Genomic DNA, 15,206 nt, shown 5'->3' on the forward strand with positions numbered 1-15,206 from the left:
TTGTAACTAAAAGTGCAGAATCCACCACTAAAGGATGGAGATAAGTTATGGTAGTGAGCAAACTGGCAAAAAGCGGTGATGAGTTAATATGAGAAAGCTTATATTATTGTGCTTGTTTGTCATTGGGCTGGGATCTGCCATATTTGGTTTCCTGAATTTTCAGGGATTGGCAGCTAAAGGAGAGTTTGAGACGATTTTGCTTGATTTTCGGGAAGATATTCCATCACTTGTAGTGGAACAGAATTTGCAAGCGATCGCCAAACAATACAATGTTACACCCCAATTAGACAACAAGTTTTCTAAAAAAGATAATGTGTATATTATCAAGGGCGATCGTCAACGGCTCAAAGAACTGAAAAAATCTCAGTTTGCCCAAGCGACAGAATTCATTGAACCAAATTATATCTACAACAAGATTCCCCAACCGGGCAAAGCCGCTTGGCTAGGAGAATTTTTAAGACCCCAAGAAGATGATGAGACAAGCCCCTCATTAACTGGCCCCAATGACCAATATTACAGCAAGCAGTGGAACTTGCACAAAATCGGTATTGAAGGCGCATGGAGTCAAACCAAAGGTAGCGGTATCACAGTTGCAGTGATTGACACTGGGATTACCAAGGTTCGTGACTTGTATGAGACAAAATTCGTCAAGGGCTATGATTTTGTTAACGACCGAGAAGAAGCCACAGACGATAACGGTCACGGTACTCATGTTGCCGGAACTATTGCCCAAGCGACAAATAACAAATATGGCGTAGCTGGAATTGCCTACGAAGCCAGTTTGATGCCGCTAAAGGTACTCAGTTCTTATGGCGGTGGTACCGTTGCCGATATTGCTGAAGCGATTAAATTTGCTGCTGATAAAGGCGCAGATGTGATCAATATGAGCTTGGGCGGTGTCGGTGAAAGCAAGTTAATGAAAGAAGCGATCGAGTATGCCCATAGAAAAGATGTAGTTATTATTGCCGCAGCAGGCAATGAAAACACTAATGGGGCAAGCTATCCAGCCCGCTATCCTTACGTCATTGGCGTTTCGGCAATTGGCCCAGATGGCGAAAGAGCGCCTTATTCTAACTTTGGCGCAGGAGTAGATATATCGGCTCCTGGTGGCAGTGAAGCTGGTAAAATTCTCCAAGAAACCATCGATGAAAAGGGCGAAGGAGTATTTCTGGGCTTCCAGGGTACAAGCATGGCTGCTCCCCACGTTGCTGGTGTTGCGGCATTAATCAGAGCTGCTGGCATCAAAGAACCAGATGAAGTTTTAAAAGTCCTCAAGCAATCAGCGCGAGTTATCCAAGATGATGGCTTGAACTATTATGGCGCTGGACAACTTAATGCAGAAGCAGCAGTCAAACTAGCCTTTAGCGGACAAATCAGTTTTCCAGATTTCTTTCGTTGGTTACGCGATAACGGCTATCTTAACGCCGGCTTTTGGATTGATGGTGGTGCAGTGGCACTGTTACCTAAGGTTTTAATGGTAGTTGGTTCTTATCTACTGGCTTGGTTTTTACGGGTTTACTTCCCCTTCACTTGGAGTTGGTCTTTATCTAGTGGACTAATTGCCGGCAGTTCTGGGTTATTCTTCCTCAAGGGAATCTATATTTTTGATCTTCCCCAATGGCCTTTGCGGGTTTTGGGCAGTTCAATTCCCGAATTAGGCAATACCCTCCAGGGAACTGATGCCTTGAATCCCCTGTTTGCGAGTGTACTTATTCCCGTTGTGTTAATGGCATTGCTGCTGGGACATCCTAGTTGGAAATGGTTTGCTATTGGTTCAACTTTAGGTGTAGCAGCATGCTTAACTACAAGTGCGTTTTTTGATTCGGCAGTTTGGGGGTTGGGAAGTGGTAATTTAGCACGCCTCTTCCTCATTGCCAATGCCCTAATCTGTTATGGACTTGCTCGTTTAGCATTGAAAAACGAAGAAAAAACGGCATAAAAAGTGATTGGGGACTAGGAAAATTATTCCCCAATCCCCAGTCTCTATTCTTCAGTTCCCAATCCCCAACTCAGCACTTTTTATGAGCATTACACTTACAGGTACAATCGAACGCCGTGATATTGGTACAGGCGCATGGGCGTTAGTTACAGAAGAGGGCGTTACTTACGAAATCCTCCGAGGGGCTGACAAAGATTTACTCAAAACCGGACAAAAAGCAAAAGTTAAAGGACAGGTGCGCGAAGATATCATGACTATTGCCATGATTGGCCCTGTCCTGGAGATTAAATCTTTTGAGGTAATTAGTTCTGATTAGCTGTAGAATCCAGAACTTCTTGCAGACGGCTTCTAAACTCTCCTTTGGGATGACCTCCTTTTACCTCACCCACAATCTGAAATTCCCCTTCTGGAGAATTGCAGAGGATGTAAGTAGGCCATCCCATTTCTGATTTATCAGGATATTGAGTCAATAAAATCTTGCGATACTTGCGGTAAGCAGTCGTATCTTGCATTTTTACATCGATAAATTCTAAACCCAGTTCTTCAGCCACCTTTTTGTCATAAAAAGACATTTTATGGCAGATGCCGCACTCTTCTGAAGAGAACTTAATTACAGCTAAACTCATGGGTTGGCTACTTTTTGATTTTAAGCAAAGTTTTTTAGCATATTTCCATGAAATATTACCATATAGCTGGTCATTAATGTCAACTTAAGGCTGAAACTTATGCCAATTCATCTGAGTTTACAGATAATATGAAATTACTCGCGATCGCCCCGTGGTTAATTACCTTGAATCTAAATTGGACTCGCTATTTAGCTCATCTTTAGCGTTATTTAAATCACATATAGCTTAAGTATTTGTTTCCAAAATAGTGGCATACTGAGTTCATAACTCAATCTAACTACGTAAATAATTAAAAGTTTGTAGTGTTTGCCTAGCATCTTGGAGAGAGGACTTTAGTCTACAAATGAGGGCTAGAGCCGCTGACTAAAAACTAATTTCTATATTTTTTACATTACTTAATCTAGTTTAATTTATTTTCACCCACTTCCTTGGTTTACCGTAATAGTTAACAATATTTTAAACTAGTTGTTAATTATTTTTCATGGTTATATAAAATAATACAAATTGTATAAATAGTCATAATATATAATGAAATATTCATTGCCCAAAACAGCAAAATTACTTCGCAAAAAGCTGAAAAAATACTGGCGATCGCTTAACCATTGGTTTTTAAATACACCAGAAAGGGCACTCTTAGAAGCTTACCAAGCAGCTGAGAGAATTAAAAACATCGAGCTAGAACATTTTGATAATAAAAAAATATCTTCAGAATCAGTAAAATATACTGAAAATGTCATGTCATACTGGCAAGTATACCTTGATAAAAATTTAACTATTATCAAGCTAAGACTTGCAGAGTTCCAATTAAGTCGGGGATTTATAAATATATCTAACTCTATTCTCTTAGATCAACTTAAAGTTATTGATGAAGTTGTAGAAAAGTATGCTATCAAAGTTCAGCTAATTAGTAGCAGCACATTAGGATCAACTTCTCAACCCATAGAAATTAACAAACAGCCAGATTCATCTAATATTAATAATATTAAAGCAACATCTCCATCTCCAAATCCTAGAGCGTTTTGGATGTCTATAAGTAAAACTCTTAATAGAGTTAGAGCAGATTTTGCACCACAGGCAGAAGAAGATTTTATCCGAAATTATCGATTTTCTAGAAATAGAACAAAAATTGCCTTGAGATTTTTGATAACTCTAATTATTGTACCATTTTTGACTCAGCAATTATCTAAAGAGTTTTTAGTAATCCCCATATTACAAAGAGTTAGAGGAAATGATGCAACTAAAGTTTTTGTCAATTCTGACATGGAAAAAGAAGCTCTCCATGAATTACATAACTTTCAAGAAAAGCTAAGATTTGAATATTTGCTAGATAAAGCGCCACCACTTTCTTCAGAGCTAACACAACAAAAGCTGAAAAATAAAGCAGTTGCAATGTCTGAAGAATTTAGGATAAAAAGTAACAATGAAATTAGTAATGTTTTTGCTGATTTAATCTCACTATTTTCTTTTGGTATGGTTATCGCTCTTAGCAAAAGAGAAATTTGGATTATCAAGTCTTTTATGGATACTATTGTCTATGGTCTTAGCGATAGCGCTAAAGCTTTTTTAATTATTCTATTTACAGATATGTTTGTAGGATTTCACTCACCAGAAGGGTGGGAAGTTCTTCTTGCAGGATTGGCCGAACATTTAGGTTTGCCAGCCAGTAGAAACTTAATCTTTTTCTTTATTGCTACATTTCCTGTGATTTTAAACACTATTTTTAAATACTGGATTTTCCGCTATCTCAGCCGTTTATCTCCGTCGGCATTAGCTACATTAAAAGAGATGGATGATGCATGAGTAGCAAGATCCCTAAAGGGGTACACTAAAAACTAATCTAAAATATTTTTTACATTACTTAACCTAGTTTGAATTATTCTCACTGCTTTACTTTTAAGGAAGAAGTCTTGTGTAGCGAGTCCGTGAGTATCATTATGAATTATTTTGGCGCTTTTGTTTCCTGATTCGCTAGGCTATGTATATCCTAGTTTTTTCAAAGTGTGCTATGGATTTTGAAAGCAAAGCCAATGCCCCAACTCCTACAGACAACATAGAGTTTGCTCAACCAAGTAGTACTCGTAAACCACTGGAATTGCTACGAGATACTGAAGCTTTGCTACGTCGTCCAACGGTAGCAACACTATCGCCGATTTTGCCACCAAAACTGAGTAATAGATTCCAAGCAACCTCATCTTTGGCAGACGACTCCTTTAAAGAACTGGCAGAAATTGACTTAGACAGTATTAGTGATTTTGAACTGCGTCCTGTACGAATTCTTGTTGGCTTGAGCTTTGTTGGTTTTGGGGCGCTCATGATATTGTTGCTGCTGCTATACTTAAACACATTGCATCCAAAATTTAATACAGTTGAACAGATTCAGCTATATTGGTATCAATATGTTTGGTTTGTCAGCTTAGGTATCACAGGGATGTTTATCTTGGGTCGAGAAGCAATGCGTCCTATGCCAAAGCGACGCAAGTAATTTGTAATTAAGTTTTGTGATCGAAATATCAGTGAAAAAGATTGTAGAGATGTAGCAGTGCTGCGTCTCTACAAAGGTATTGTAATTTAATAATTACAATAGAAAATTGAGTAATTAATAGTTAAAAATGTGCTTGTGTATTAATTAACTGTTAGCTGGCAAAGGAGATTTATATATGGATCATGATGCTTTCATTGTTCCGCCAGGTTCAAAGATTTCTTTGAAAAAAAACTATGACCCAGCTTATAAGAATGATTTTCATGAAAAAGCTGATGCTGCAATTAAATTACAGGAAGATGTTGAACGACTAGCTAATTACCAAAATATTCTCTACGCTCAAAATACATATTCCTTGTTAATTATTTTTCAAGCAATGGATGCTGCTGGTAAAGATAGCACTATTAAACACGTTACCTCTGGTGTTAATCCCCAAGGATTTCAGGTGTTTAGTTTTAAGGGACCCAGTGCGGAAGAATTAGACCATGATTATCTCTGGCGCTCAATGAGAGCTTTGCCAGAACGAGGTCGAATTGGGATATTCAACCGCTCCTACTATGAAGAAGTGCTAGTAGTTCGTGTCCATCCAGAAATGCTTCAGAAACAACAGCTTCCTCACTTCCCTGATGGAAAAAAGATATGGAAACAGCGCTTTGGAGAAATTAATAATTTTGAAAAATATTTGGTAAATAATGGTGTAATTATCCTCAAGTTTTTTCTAAATGTCTCGAAATCAGAGCAGAAAAAACGCTTTTTAGAACGGATTAACTCTCCTGAAAAAAATTGGAAGTTTTCAGATAATGATGTCCGAGAACGAGCTTTTTGGGATGATTACATGAATGCTTATGAAGAGGTTTTTAACTATACTAGTACTAAATGGGCACCGTGGTATATTATTCCTGCCGATCGCAAATGGTTTACACGTCTAGTAGTGGCTAATATTATCTGCACAAAATTACAAGAGCTAAATTTGCAATACCCAATATTTAATGAGGAACATAGGCAGCAACTTTTGCAGGCAAAACTAATTTTAGAGCAGGAAGATTAACTGATCATTTTTTTGCAATGCACTAAAGAAGCTATGCAGATTATCATAAGCAAAAAATCATAATTCAGATGGCAGAAAATGCCAAAAATCATCCACCTCACTTTAATGATGCTGCCTTTGATATAGTGGCGATCGCAGCCTCAGCAGGCGGTGTGACTGCTCTAGTTAAAGTGCTATCAATACCCGCAAAATTCCCCGCCGCGATCGCTAATTGAACAGGCTTATAATGAACGTCGCCCCATCAGCCTGACAAATGTAAAGCGCTATGGTGGACTATTAGTTTAAACTATGGAAAAACTCAAAATCCAAAATTGATTGACTCTGTGCTTACTCAGTTACCGACTATCAACGCCCTGAAACAACCCACTAGCTCTGCTTGGGTTGAACAAGCGATCGCTAACTTAGACATCATCTTACTCGACCACTCCCACTGTGAACGCAAAGCAGCAGGCGTGGCCTTGAACATGATGTTTCGCTACCCTTCCAATACTAAAATGGTTCGGGAGCTAACTGCGATCGCCCGCGAAGAACTAGAACACTTTGAGCTAGTTAACCAATGGTTAGAACGCCGGAATATTCCCCTGGCTCCCTTACCACCGCCTCCTTATGGCGCGGGTTTAAAAGCTCAAGTCCGCCCCAAAGAACCTGAGCGATTTTTGGATTCCTTGCTAGTCACTGGTTTAATCGAAGCTCGCTCTCACGAACGCCTGGGATTATTAGCTGCTCACTGTCCAGAGCCAGAGTTAGCAAAATTTTATCGTGGGCTAATGGCATCCGAAGCGCGTCACTACGGTATATATTGGGTTTTAGCTGCTACTTATTTCGACAAAGAAATTGTCATGCAACGGCTTGATGAATTGGCAATTGTCGAAAGTGAGTTGTTGGCGAATTTGCACCCAGAACCTAGAATTCACAGTTAGTAGACTAAGGCAACAGATATGAAGCTTCAGCTAACACACCTGAGACTGCTTGTCTCCAACTACAAAGATTCTTTTCTGTTCTACCGGGATCTGCTGAAATTTGATGTCGATTGGGGCGATGAAGATAGCGGATATGCTGAGTTAAATACCGGATATCTCAAGCTCGGTTTGTTCCGAAAAGAATTAATGGCTGAAGTAGTCCCCAGAATCGAACAGCCTTCTTATGTTGTCAATCGAGATAAAATTGCCTTGATTTTCGCAGTCGATAACGTGGATGAAGTCTATGAGCAAGTAAAAAATCATAATGCGATCATTGTGACTGAACCACAAGATCGCCCCGATTGGGGAATTCGCACAGCTCATTTCCGCGATCCTGATGGCAATCTCATCGAAATCTACAATAATCTCGGAATTGTCAGTTAAAAGTTTGTTGCTAACACAACTATCCAATATCTAAACTACAAACTTGGCTCTAACACCAACGGTATTACACAATAAATAGGGGACATATTTGTGATACGTTCCCCTACAATTATTAGGCATTTCTAGCCTGACAAATTTCTTAGTTATTAAAGCTAGAATAATATTTGATTACAGTTCTAATCAGGCTAGCTTCAACTATTCAGATTTACTGGCTATGTAGATGCTGGCTTTTTCTTGAGAACTCTATTCATTAAACCAACTACCACCAGACCAAGAATTGCGCCAGGTTCAGGAATAGCAGTTGCTGTCAAATTACCACCAAGATCCAACCTACAGTTTGGGTATGTGGCGCATACTTCTGGTGAAAGGTCATCTTTCAAGAATATCTTAGCTGTTGGCAATCCTTGTTCAGGATTTAGGTAAGTATAAAAAGCTAACCCCGTCACATCTTTTGCAAAGTCAATTCCCAAATCAAAACCATTAGATGTGTCAAAATTGCCAGTTTGTAAAACAGTCTTCGTGATTGTATCAAAGTTGAAATTGAAACTACTGTCCGATTGAGGAAAATCGTAGTTAAAATTTTGCAACAAACTTCCCTGGGGGTTGAAGAAAGAAATGGCAAAATCTGTCAGTTGATCCTGTGTGACGAGGTTTCCCAGAAAACTATCATCATAGCTGAACTGACCCTTAGCTGAATAACCTTTATCTCCTAGCCAATCAAGATTATAAGAAGCAGCATCAGCACTGGAAACATTAATTAAAGTAGCTATAGAACTGAAAGCGGCAACGGCTAGAGTAGCTTTGATTTGGTTACGAATGCTTTTCATTTTTTTTTGATAACAGTAATAGATTCTAATGTTGTATTCGTCTGTAAACTTTTCATCAGTATGGAAGCCAATACTGATTATTCTTTAAAAGATGAACTATATAAAGTGAATTCATCTACCTAAATAGTGAGATTAAACACAGCATTAATCACTGAAATTAGGTTAGAAAAATTGTATCACTCACAGTCAAAAATCTGCTGACATCTGCTGATTGTTTTTTCTAATACAAGCCAGAAATATATAATTTATACTAATAGTATTACGCTATATACTTTAAGCAATTCTTTAACTCGTCTTAAACAAATAATGTTTTATTCACGCTGATTTTTATTACATTATTTCAATAATTACTTGTGCTGAATTAAGATATTAAAACTCAACAATTGATAAAATCTATTCTTTTATTTACTTGTTTGTATATAGCCCTAAACCTTAGATAGCTGGTTTGTTTGAATACATCAATTTGCCAAAAATCAGGCAGACCAAAAATCAGGCAGATTTAATATAAATTCACCTTTTATTTACTAACCATAAATTAAATAAAGCATTACCCAAGTTTAATCAAGATCAAATATTTTTGCTTCAGCAGTCTTTTTTAAGTAACCAAACCATCCTCATGACATTCTCAAGACGTAAATTCTTTGCAGTAGCAGGTACAACTGCTGTCGGCACTTTGATGGTGTCTCCTTTGGAAGGTCTTCTAGCCAGACAAACCTTTGGTCGAAAATTTGGTAAAGGATATGGGCCACTTGTACCAGATCCCAATGGTTTGTTAGATTTACCAGCCGGATTTCAGTATCGAACTTTCTCTCTAACAGGCGAACTCATGAACGATGGCACTTTAGTGCCAGGTAATCTTGATGGGATGGCGGCTTTCCCAGGCCCCAAAAACACAGTAATTTTAGTTCGCAACCACGAACTTAGCCCTGGTTCAACTACACAAGTCATCGGGCCAAGACCCTATGATCCACTTTGTAAAGGTGGTACAACAAACTTAGTTATTGGGCCTAATCGTCAGTTAATCAAACACTTTACTTCCCTAAGTGGAACCTATCGTAACTGTGCAGGTGGGCCAACTCCTTGGGGTTCATGGATTACCTGTGAAGAAAACACCTCCACTGTGGCTACAAATAACCCAGCAAATCCCACCAATAATGTCTCAACTTCCCACGGTTATAACTTTGAGGTTCCAGCTAGCGCCACTTCTCCTGTAAACCCTGAGCCTCTAATAGCTATGGGACGCTTTAACCATGAAGCTGTTGCTATAGACCCCAAAACTGGAATTGTCTATGAGACAGAAGACCGGGGAGATAGCCTCTTTTACCGTTTTATCCCAAAAGAACGTGGCAATTTAAAAGCAGGAGGAACCCTTCAAGCCTTAAAAATAAAAGATATCTATCAAGCAAAAACCTTTACTGGTTTTCCCAAGCAAAAGCCGATGAAAGTAGAGTGGGTGACGATTACTGATCCCAATCCGCCTGAAGATACTATACGAGTAGAAGGTTTTGCAAAAGGAGCAGCCCAGTTTGCTCGTGGGGAAGGTATCTGGTATGGCAAAGGTGAGTTTTATTTTTGCTGTACGAATGGTGGTTCTACTAACTCAAGTGGTAATCCGAATGGGTTTGGTCAGGTTTGGCGCTACATTCCAGGGAAAGAGACAATTGAATTATTTGTAGAGTCTACATCTAGAGATGAACTCGATGCTCCCGACAACATAGTTGTGACACCGTATGGTGATCTCATCCTCTGCGAAGATGGAGGTGGTGAACAATACTTAAGAGGTGTGACCCCTGACGGCGAACTTTATAATTTTGCACGTAACGCTTTCAATACCAGTGAACTGGCTGGGGCATGTTTTTCGCCAGATGGTAAGACTTTGTTTGTCAATATCTTTTCTGGTATTACTTTCGCAATTTGGGGCCCTTGGACAAGTCATAGAGACTGATATCAAATTGTAGTATAGGAATCCGGTTTGATTACTGAAATTATTTGCGTAGGCTGGGAGTGGGGAGTAGGAAAAAAGACTTTTTGAGTGTACGGAGTTTTTTCAAAAATCAAATATGAGTCCTATATCAATGTCAGCGTAGGCGTAGATCCACCGCAGGCATCGCTACTATATCGTTGAATTATCCTTGGTAAAAAGACTTGGGGAGGGGAAGATCATTTCCCTCCCCAAGTCTTTTCATTGACACCTTGAGAGTACCGCCTGAAACGGACTCTGCCATAAAAGCTATTTGCTGGGTAAATTGGGATATAGATGCGGAAAATTTTTCTGTGTAAACTTGACCAGCAAATAGTAATGAAAAACTATTATCAAGATTTTTTAATTCGTGATTGGGTGCAAAGCGATCGCACCAGAGCCGCCGAGGTTATCAGTTATGTATTATCAGAATACGGTCTGGGTTGGGAACCAAAGGGCGCTGACCAAGATGTGCTGCGAGTAGAAGAATGTTATTTAGCTACTGGGGGAGAGTTTTGGGTAATTGAACACCAAAGCCAGTTAGTAGGTACTGGGGCATACTACCCCATACACCGAGGCGAAAAAGCTGTAGAAATACGCAAAATGTATCTTTTGCCCAGCATCAGGGGTTTAGGATTAGGGAAATATTTGTTACAACAGCTAGAAGCAGCGATCGCAGAGCGTGGTTTTAAGCAAATTTGGATTGAAACCTCCAGCGTTTTGGTAGAAGCAGTCAAGCTGTATGAAAGCAACGGCTACACTCCAGCAACGGGCGTAGAAACAACAAGGTGCGATCGCGTCTATGTTAAGTCATTGGTCAATGGTGATTAGTCATTGGTCATTGGTCATTGATCAAGAATCACTAGCTAAAAACAAAGGACAAAGGACAAATGACAAATGCACACTTGGATTAAAAATCTCGCAGGCTTACTCAATCTTTTTCTCCAATCCCATTGCCCCTTATGTCAACGTGCAACTTCCCAAGAATTCTGTCAAAACTGCACCAGACAACTGCAAAAATGTCAACGCCAAGACCCGATTTCTTTATGGCAAGAGCCTATACCAGTATTTGGTTGGGGGGAATATGGTGGCCCAGTGAAACGAGCGATCGCAGCAATGAAATACGAAAATCAACCCCAAATAGCTCGTCCTTTGGGTCAATGGTTAGGAGAAGCATGGTTGTTAAATTCACCGAAGCGAGATAGCCAACCTGTGGTAGTTCCCATCCCACTGCACGCTAGCAAACAAAAGCAACGTAAATATAATCAAGCCGCACTGATAGCACAAAGCTTCTGCGAAGTAACTGGATTAAAATTAAAACTAAACGGTTTAGCAAGAGTGCGAGAAACGGAAGCCCAATTTGGATTATCGGTATCGAAACGAGAAAAAAACTTGGCTCAAGCTTTTGCTGTTGGGCAAGAATTTCGTCATCGTCCCCCAAATGCCCCAGTGCTGTTAGTAGATGACATTTATACTACTGGTGCTACTGCCAGGTCTGCTGTGCAAACACTTCGTCAGAATGGAATTGTGGTCTTAGGATTAGTAGCTGTAGCCACCGCCGTCAAAGACGGATAAATCAAGAATTAATGGCAATCTTGGACTTAAAAGCGCATTAATTGACCAACTTACCCTATTCTCGTGGAAAAATTTCTTGAAGTATTATGAATAAAGTTTTTGCGGCGGGTTTAAAACAACTCATCATTATTCCTGCCATGTTGCTGGGAATAGGCATAAGTACAAGTGCGGCTTTTGCTCAAAATAAGTTGTATAGTCCAATTCCTTTATCTAACAGTACTGAAATTAGTGATAGTCTCTCAGATAAAGATATACCCACAGGTCAAGGTGGGTTTGCCCGTGATTACACGGTGAAGTTAGATAAGGGCGATAATTTAGCGGTTGACCTGTCATCGGAAAACTTTGACAGTATTATCACATTATTAGCACCTAATGGTTCAACTCTGGCAGAAAATGATGATGGCCCTGATGGTAGTAGCAATTCCTTACTGTTTACTCGCATCGTAGAGACAGGGAATTATGTTATTCGTGTCCGGTCTTTTGGGGAAACTGGGGTTGGGGTTTTTAAACTCAAGGTGACAAAGCTGCAACCGATTAAATGAATTAGTCATTGGTCATTGGTCATTGGTCATTAGTCAGGATTTAAAAATTATTATTCTCCCCTACTTCCCCTGCCTCCCCTGCTCCCTCATCTCCCTGATTTATTAAAAGGCGGTCAATACGCAGAGAAATAAGGCTTCAGTCCACTCAACGACTGCGCCGTAGGTATCTCCGGTGTGTCCACCTAGTTTGTGGTTGAACCATGCACCAGTTAAAGTGGCGATCGCACTGCCAACAACTATCATTGCCAGTGTGAGAAATAGTTGCTGTTTATCTATCAGCCAAAGTAAACCACTTAAACCGAATAACAACAACAGCCCCGGTAACAAATCCTTGTAAGAACGAATGGCTTGTTTGTGAAATGCACCTTTGCCAGTTGGTTTCAGGTAAGGATATCGGGCGATCGCTAGCTGTTGTCCCCAACGTCCCCAGCCACAAGCAGCCATTAGCAACAACCAACGGCTTTCTGCTATATCTGTCAAAGCTGCTATTTTTAATATCACCAAGGCGATCGCAGCCATTGCTCCGAAAGCACCTGTAGCACTATCTGCCATCACCTCCAATCGCCGATCTGGGTCGCCCACTGCCAAACCATCGGCAGTATCCATTGCCCCATCTAAGTGCAATCCTCCAGTGATGCCAATCCAAACACTTACTACCAAAGCACTACGAGTTAACACGGGCATACCAAGATAATCCATTCCCGTATCTACTAATCCTAAAATTCCCCCAATTATCAACCCTATAAACGAAGCAAGGCTTGCCACTCCCCGAAAGTCCAATCCGTTCAAATACGGTAGTGGAATAATTGTGTAAAATATAATACTAGCTGCCAGCTTTAACAGCAGCTTTTCCCACCACTGTTGCTGTTTCGTCATCTGAATTACATTAATATTTGGTAAATGGCTGGATAATTGTCTTGATATAGGTAAAATCTACATGAGCAGACTTTAAAACTTTAGATAAGATTTACTTCTATTAAACATTCTCCTTCAAAATTTTGTTATGCTTGTCTAAGTGGTAAGCAAATACTAGTAGGCAATTTTTATACAAAAATCCATTGATTTTGGGAAGTTAAAATTCCATCAGGGAGCAAAATTTGTATTTTGTATTCGCTAACTAAAAACTTACTCTAAATTGTTAGACGATTGTTCCACAAAATTGATATTTTTTTAAATATAGGAAGTAAACAAGCTACTCAATTATGACTGTTTAGCTATGTTGCCACTCTCCTTAGCTCAATCGCTATTTTCCTATGAGTCACCATCTACCCGACACCAGGATACCAGCTCCGTGCATTATTAACACGGGCATCATTGTGAATAAGCTCGACATACGGCGATTGCTGACAGATTTAGGTCGAGTCCACTACATCTACACCCAAGAAGATAAGGTACTGAGCGAGGGTGAAGGGGATGTGATGGAGGTTTTTGCCAATCCGCAAAGGTCTACCTTAGTGGCTAACCATGCCCTATATTTGAATGTTTGTAGTTTTGATTACTTGGAACTAAAACAGTCCTCACAACAAGAAACCTATTTCGATTTGATGCAAGAAGGGGTGTGTCTGCGGTTGATTCCCCGCTCAACCCCCCTACAAGAGCGACGAGAGCGAAACTTCAATGTCAGCGCTATAGAAGCGATGATGGAGCAAGTACTCTCAGCGAGGTGGGATGCCGAAATCGACGATGACTGTTCTGATTCTTTCTAAAAGACCTACAACTACAACTATACCAAATTTATCTAACACTGTACTTTATTGAACTAGGGGCAATTCCTGAATTGCCCCTAGTTTGTATAGTTTTGCTATTATTTGGTTTGATTGCCCAACTACCAGAGGCAAAAGGCAGAAACTCTTTATATATGATGCGTGAGTCCTGCATTTTCTACCTTACTTAAAAAGCAAACTGCTGGTTTTTGGATGATAAGTTATGAAAACACTCAAAAATTCATCACCAAGAGTTTGAAGATTATTTACACATTTGCAGCGTGCGGCGATCGCTAGCAGTGATAGAATTTAACCGATAAAAGTCTTGCAGAGCCAGTGAGTAAGCGTAAGAGTTTAACTCATCCTCACCAACCTTGGGTAGTCTATTACTTGTAGCTACCTGATTCGACTGCTCAGAGCTAGCTTGAGTTGATGAACCATTAACCGTCATCACCAACTCTCCTGATGGATTGATTGAACCTTGAAAACAATTAAACTCTGATTGGGGCATATACAATGCACCCGTTATCTTGGCCTGCTGCTTTTGAAATATGATATAACCTTGACCAAGCTCATTTGGTTTTGGAGATTGACCATAGAGGTAAATCCCATCTTTTGCAGGAAAATTTGCTTTTGGTAAAACTCCTGTGCTTTTTGTGGCTCCCTGACTATTTGGAACCAGCGCTGTGGTTGTAGGTATTGTTTTTCCGCTCTGATGAGAGAAAACTCCTCTATCTCCAGAAGCCGCATTAAGTTGACTTCTCTGCTCTCGAACTTTTCTTAGTTGCGCTAAAAGAGAGTTTTCGGAAGTTTTAGTTTTCTGAATCTGAGCCGATGATGATAATGAAGAATCTTTAACTGATATTACTTGAGTCTGCTTGGCTAGAAAGCCCAAACCGAGAAGTAAGCCTAAGCCCGCGAGGGAAATTCCCCACTGCCGGGGAGATAATAACTGATGAAGGTTGTTAAGCACCCTACTTCTCCTGTTACAAAACTAACTAAGTTCTTTAGAACTTACTCAAAGTATAGCTGAGTCTTAATTGCCTAAGACTTTGTTAAAGACTTATATTACTATTGTCCAAAAAACAAAACTGTCAAAAAATAAAGTTTTTATTTAATTCAGCCCAATAATATTATAGTAATCCTATTTGATTTGCAAATACT

17 protein-coding genes are annotated in these 15,206 nt (G+C 39.7%); 13 read left to right on the top strand and 4 right to left on the bottom strand.

Annotated features, from left to right (window positions below; all coding sequences use genetic code 11):
- Positions 1-88: 88 nt before the first annotated feature.
- A complete protein-coding gene (locus ANSO36C_RS02195) occupies positions 89-1,939 on the top strand; it encodes a S8 family peptidase (protein ID WP_251958191.1) in 1,851 nt (616 codons plus the stop codon).
- 82 nt (positions 1,940-2,021) lie between these two features.
- A complete protein-coding gene (locus ANSO36C_RS02200) occupies positions 2,022-2,255 on the top strand; it encodes a hypothetical protein (RefSeq protein ID WP_190944208.1) in 234 nt (77 codons plus the stop codon).
- Here the strand turns inward: ANSO36C_RS02200 and ANSO36C_RS02205 are convergent.
- Complete coding sequence (locus ANSO36C_RS02205) at positions 2,242-2,565, bottom strand: thioredoxin family protein (RefSeq protein ID WP_094347267.1); 324 nt, start codon at positions 2,563-2,565, stop codon at positions 2,242-2,244. The genes ANSO36C_RS02200 and ANSO36C_RS02205 overlap by 14 nt on opposite strands.
- A gap of 540 nt (positions 2,566-3,105) precedes the next feature.
- Here ANSO36C_RS02205 and ANSO36C_RS02210 point away from each other — a divergent pair.
- The 6 genes from ANSO36C_RS02210 to ANSO36C_RS02235 all read left to right on the top strand — a co-directional run bounded on the left by ANSO36C_RS02210 (position 3,106) and on the right by ANSO36C_RS02235 (position 7,435).
- A complete protein-coding gene (locus ANSO36C_RS02210) occupies positions 3,106-4,365 on the top strand; it encodes a proton extrusion protein PcxA (RefSeq protein ID WP_323374551.1) in 1,260 nt (419 codons plus the stop codon).
- Positions 4,366-4,570: 205 nt separating this feature from the next.
- A complete protein-coding gene (locus tag ANSO36C_RS02215) occupies positions 4,571-5,047 on the top strand; it encodes a hypothetical protein (RefSeq protein WP_251958193.1) in 477 nt (158 codons plus the stop codon).
- A 175-nt stretch (positions 5,048-5,222) separates the two neighbouring features.
- Positions 5,223-6,092 carry a polyphosphate kinase 2 family protein gene (locus ANSO36C_RS02220; protein WP_251958194.1) on the top strand — a complete coding sequence of 290 codons (870 nt, stop codon included), beginning with the start codon at positions 5,223-5,225 and terminating at the stop codon, positions 6,090-6,092.
- Between the two features lie 68 nt (positions 6,093-6,160).
- The gene (locus ANSO36C_RS02225) at positions 6,161-6,307 is read left to right on the top strand and encodes a hypothetical protein (RefSeq protein WP_323374552.1); all 147 of its coding nucleotides are present in this window, start codon (positions 6,161-6,163) and stop codon (positions 6,305-6,307) included.
- Between the two features lie 108 nt (positions 6,308-6,415).
- Positions 6,416-7,012, top strand: coding sequence for a tRNA-(ms[2]io[6]A)-hydroxylase (gene miaE, locus ANSO36C_RS02230; RefSeq protein ID WP_251958195.1), 597 nt, complete (start codon positions 6,416-6,418; stop codon positions 7,010-7,012).
- 18 nt (positions 7,013-7,030) lie between these two features.
- Complete coding sequence (locus tag ANSO36C_RS02235; RefSeq protein ID WP_251958196.1) at positions 7,031-7,435, top strand: VOC family protein; 405 nt, start codon at positions 7,031-7,033, stop codon at positions 7,433-7,435.
- Between the two features lie 212 nt (positions 7,436-7,647).
- On the opposite strand, the gene ANSO36C_RS02240 is transcribed toward ANSO36C_RS02235, so the two are convergent.
- On the bottom strand, positions 7,648-8,262 hold the full coding sequence (locus tag ANSO36C_RS02240; protein ID WP_251958197.1) for a PEP-CTERM sorting domain-containing protein: 615 nt from the start codon (positions 8,260-8,262) through the stop codon (positions 7,648-7,650).
- Positions 8,263-8,878: 616 nt separating this feature from the next.
- Here ANSO36C_RS02240 and ANSO36C_RS02245 point away from each other — a divergent pair.
- The 4 genes from ANSO36C_RS02245 (at position 8,879) to ANSO36C_RS02260 (ending at position 12,339) form a co-directional block, all read left to right on the top strand.
- Complete coding sequence (locus tag ANSO36C_RS02245) at positions 8,879-10,207, top strand: alkaline phosphatase PhoX (protein WP_251958198.1); 1,329 nt, start codon at positions 8,879-8,881, stop codon at positions 10,205-10,207.
- A 354-nt stretch (positions 10,208-10,561) separates the two neighbouring features.
- Positions 10,562-11,053, top strand: a complete 492-nt coding sequence (locus ANSO36C_RS02250; protein ID WP_251958199.1) for a GNAT family N-acetyltransferase — start codon at positions 10,562-10,564, stop codon at positions 11,051-11,053.
- Between the two features lie 66 nt (positions 11,054-11,119).
- Entirely contained in the window at positions 11,120-11,797 is a 678-nt protein-coding gene (locus tag ANSO36C_RS02255) for a ComF family protein (RefSeq protein ID WP_251958200.1), read from the top strand.
- An 86-nt stretch (positions 11,798-11,883) separates the two neighbouring features.
- Entirely contained in the window at positions 11,884-12,339 is a 456-nt protein-coding gene (locus ANSO36C_RS02260; RefSeq protein ID WP_251958201.1) for a PPC domain-containing protein, read from the top strand.
- A gap of 102 nt (positions 12,340-12,441) precedes the next feature.
- On the opposite strand, the gene cobS is transcribed toward ANSO36C_RS02260, so the two are convergent.
- Positions 12,442-13,215, bottom strand: a complete 774-nt coding sequence (gene cobS / locus ANSO36C_RS02265) for an adenosylcobinamide-GDP ribazoletransferase (RefSeq protein ID WP_251958202.1) — start codon at positions 13,213-13,215, stop codon at positions 12,442-12,444.
- 377 nt (positions 13,216-13,592) lie between these two features.
- Between cobS and ANSO36C_RS02270 the strand changes: the two genes are divergently transcribed.
- Complete coding sequence (locus ANSO36C_RS02270; RefSeq protein ID WP_251958203.1) at positions 13,593-14,045, top strand: hypothetical protein; 453 nt, start codon at positions 13,593-13,595, stop codon at positions 14,043-14,045.
- A 259-nt stretch (positions 14,046-14,304) separates the two neighbouring features.
- Here the strand turns inward: ANSO36C_RS02270 and ANSO36C_RS02275 are convergent, their stop codons facing one another.
- Positions 14,305-15,015, bottom strand: a complete 711-nt coding sequence (locus ANSO36C_RS02275; RefSeq protein ID WP_251958204.1) for a hypothetical protein — start codon at positions 15,013-15,015, stop codon at positions 14,305-14,307.
- Positions 15,016-15,206 lie beyond the last annotated feature (191 nt).

The sequence above is a fragment of the Nostoc cf. commune SO-36 genome (assembly GCF_023734775.1).
In the GTDB taxonomy this organism is placed as follows: domain Bacteria; phylum Cyanobacteriota; class Cyanobacteriia; order Cyanobacteriales; family Nostocaceae; genus Nostoc; species Nostoc commune_A.